Genomic DNA, 2924 nt, shown 5'->3' with positions numbered 1-2924 from the left:
ATCTTCCGCGGAAGATTGAGGAGGCAATACAATCGCCAGAACAGGTGCATCATTGGTTCCGTGCACAACGAGTGAAACGGTTGCGACGCTCTCACCGCCATTGCCGTCATTGGTCACATAGGTAAATGTGTCGATAAGTGTCTGGCCAACTGTCAGAGCCTGAACATCAGCTGCGCCGGTGGGATTGTAGCTGATCGTGCCGTCGGTGTTCAGCACCAGGGCAGCACCATGCGCACTCTTGGCCGAAACCGCTGTCACCGTGAGCACATCCCCGTCGACATCGCTGTCATTGGCGAGAAGCGTGGCGATATCAATCGAGGTGACAACATCTTCGGTGACCGGAGTGGAACTTTGAGCCAGATCATCAACCGCGACAGGGGCGTCGTTGACAGAGGTAATCTCGAGCGCAAAGGTACCGCTTTCTGAAAGGGACCCATCGCTGGCCGTCACCGTGACACTCAATGTGCCATGGAAGTCCTGCGGCGGAGTGCCCGAGAAGCTCCCCGAAGCCGCATCAAACACCAGCCAGTTCGGCAGCGGCGAGCCATCCGTAAGTGTCGCGCTCAAGCTCAGCGCATCCCCATCCACATCCGTGAATGCATTCGCCGGCAGTGCAAAACTCACGACCTCATCTTCCGAGGAAGCCTGATCAGGCAATACAATCGCCAGAACAGGTGCATCATTGGTGCCGTGCACAATGACTGAAACACTTGTGGTGCTCTCACCACCATTGCCGTCCTCAACCGTATAGGTGAAGGTATCCGTCAGGGTCTGGCCCTCTGTCAGGGCCTGAACATCAGCTGCGCCGGTTGGATCGTAGCTGATCGTCCCGTCGGTGTTCAGCGTCAGGGTCGCGCCATGCGCACTCATGGCAGAAACAGCTTCAATTGTGAGTGCATCCCCATCGATATCGCTGTCATTGCCAAGAAGCGTGGCGGTCTCAATCAGGGTGACAGCATCTTCGGTGATCGGATCGGGGTTTTGAGCAACACCGTTCGCGTCAAAAATACGGGCCTTGATGGCAGAAGAAGCATCCCCTTGCTGCCCGTCACCAGACTCCCAGGTGACGACAAAACCGCCATTGGAAAGGGCTGTCACGCTCGGGTCCCATTGAGGGCCATAGGTGACTTCATTGACCAGGAACTCACTGACAATCTCAGCGCCAGTCGCATCAAAGATACGGGCCTTGATGGCATAATCATCATCCCCTTGCTGCGAACCTTTAGACGCCCAGGTGACGACAAAATGGCCATTGGCGAGGGTGGTAACATTTGGATAATTTTGATCATGAGCAGTGTATTCATTGACCAGGAATTCACCGGCGATCTCAACGCCACTCTCATCAAAAATACTTGCCTTGATGGCGCCACCGGAGGCATCACCTTGCTGCCCGTCTTCAGATGTCCAGGTGACGACAAAATGGCCATCGGCAAGGGCTGTCACGCTCGGGTCGTGTTGAGCGCTATTGGTAAATTCATTGACGCGGAATTCACTGACGATCTCATTTCCATCCGCGTCCAGAATACGCGCCTTGATGGCAGTACTGGACGTATCGCCCTGCTGCTGGTCCCAGGACTGCCAGGTGACGACAAAATGGCCATTGGTGAGGGCCGTAATACTCGGGTCGTGTTGAGCGTTATTGGTAAATTCATTGACCAGGAGTTCACTGACGATCTCAGCGCCAGTCGCATCAAAGATACTGGCCTTGATGGCAAAATCAGACGTATCCCCCTGCTGCTGATCAAGAGACTCCCAGGTAACAGCGAAATGGCCATCAGCGAGCGCCGTTACACTCGGAAGCCTTTGAGGGCCATCGGTGAACTCGTTGACGACAAACTCGCTGACGATTTCAACGCCGTTCTCATCAAAAATACTGGCCTTGATGGCAGAACTGGACATATCGCCCTGCTGCCCGTCATCAGACTGCCAGGTGACAACGAAATGGCCATTGGTGAGCGCTGTAACGCTTGGCCAGCTTTGCACGCCATTGGTAAACTCATTGACGAGGAATTCACTGACAATCTCATCGCCATTCTCATTGAGAATACGGGCCTTGATGGCAGAACCGGACGTATCGCCCTGCTGTCCATCATCAGACTGCCAGGTAACAACGAAATTGCCATTGGCGAGGGCTGTAACGCTCGGGTAGGCTTGCGAACTGTTGGTGAATTCATTGACGCGGAATTCACCCGTGCCGACAATATCATTCATCGTGACAGGTGCATCGTTGACAGATGTAATATCAAGCGCAAAGGCATCGCTTGCTGACAGAGACCCGTCGCTGGCCGTCACCATTACATTGACTATGCCATGGAAGTTCTGGGGCGGTGTGCCCGAGAAGCTCCCTGCAACCGCATCAAACTCCAACCAGCCCGGCAGGGCCGTCCCATCCGTCAGCGTTGCGCTCAAGGTCAGCGCATCGCCATCCACATCCGTGAACGCATTCGCTGGCAATACAAAGCTCACGGATTGATCTTCTGCTGAAGACTGATGAGGCAATGCAATTGCCAGAACGGGTGCATTGTTCGTGACGGCCATTAAATTCTCCAATTCAATCTGGTGAGCAATTGCGGTGATCTCGTTTGCATGCTGAACGCGCCGATGGTGCGCGGGGACCTGGCTCTACGTTCCTGGCCAGCGTTCCCGCGTTTTGCTGTTGTGATTTTTGCTGTCTGATTGCCCGCAAATACGTCCAGCCAATTCGTCTCGCATCCAACACTGGAACCAGATCACCAAATTGGAAAATACCGGGATTCTATTTTTGAATAGACATCGGCTATCGTAACATCCGCCGTCAGGCTCGCATCTTGTCAACACAGGCAAACCATACAGCCGATCAGTCGTTGCGAAAGCTCATGAGGTCCCGCTCAGCCGCCACTTGCCACCTGGTGTTGAATGTCCACTTCTCGCGGTATGCAACTTGC

1 protein-coding gene is annotated in these 2924 nt (G+C 54.2%); it reads right to left on the bottom strand.

Features of this window, described 5'->3' with window-relative positions; genetic code table 11:
* On the bottom strand, positions 1–2538 hold a 2538-nt coding region (locus tag Q1B13_RS26690), incomplete at its 3' end, for a tandem-95 repeat protein (RefSeq protein WP_299085915.1).
* Between the last annotated feature and the right edge of the window lie 386 nt (positions 2539–2924).

This window comes from uncultured Ruegeria sp., assembly GCF_947489545.1.
GTDB lineage: Bacteria > Pseudomonadota > Alphaproteobacteria > Rhodobacterales > Rhodobacteraceae > Ruegeria.
The sequence above is the reverse complement of the archived record's forward strand: the minus strand, read 5'-3'. Positions and strand labels throughout refer to the sequence as shown.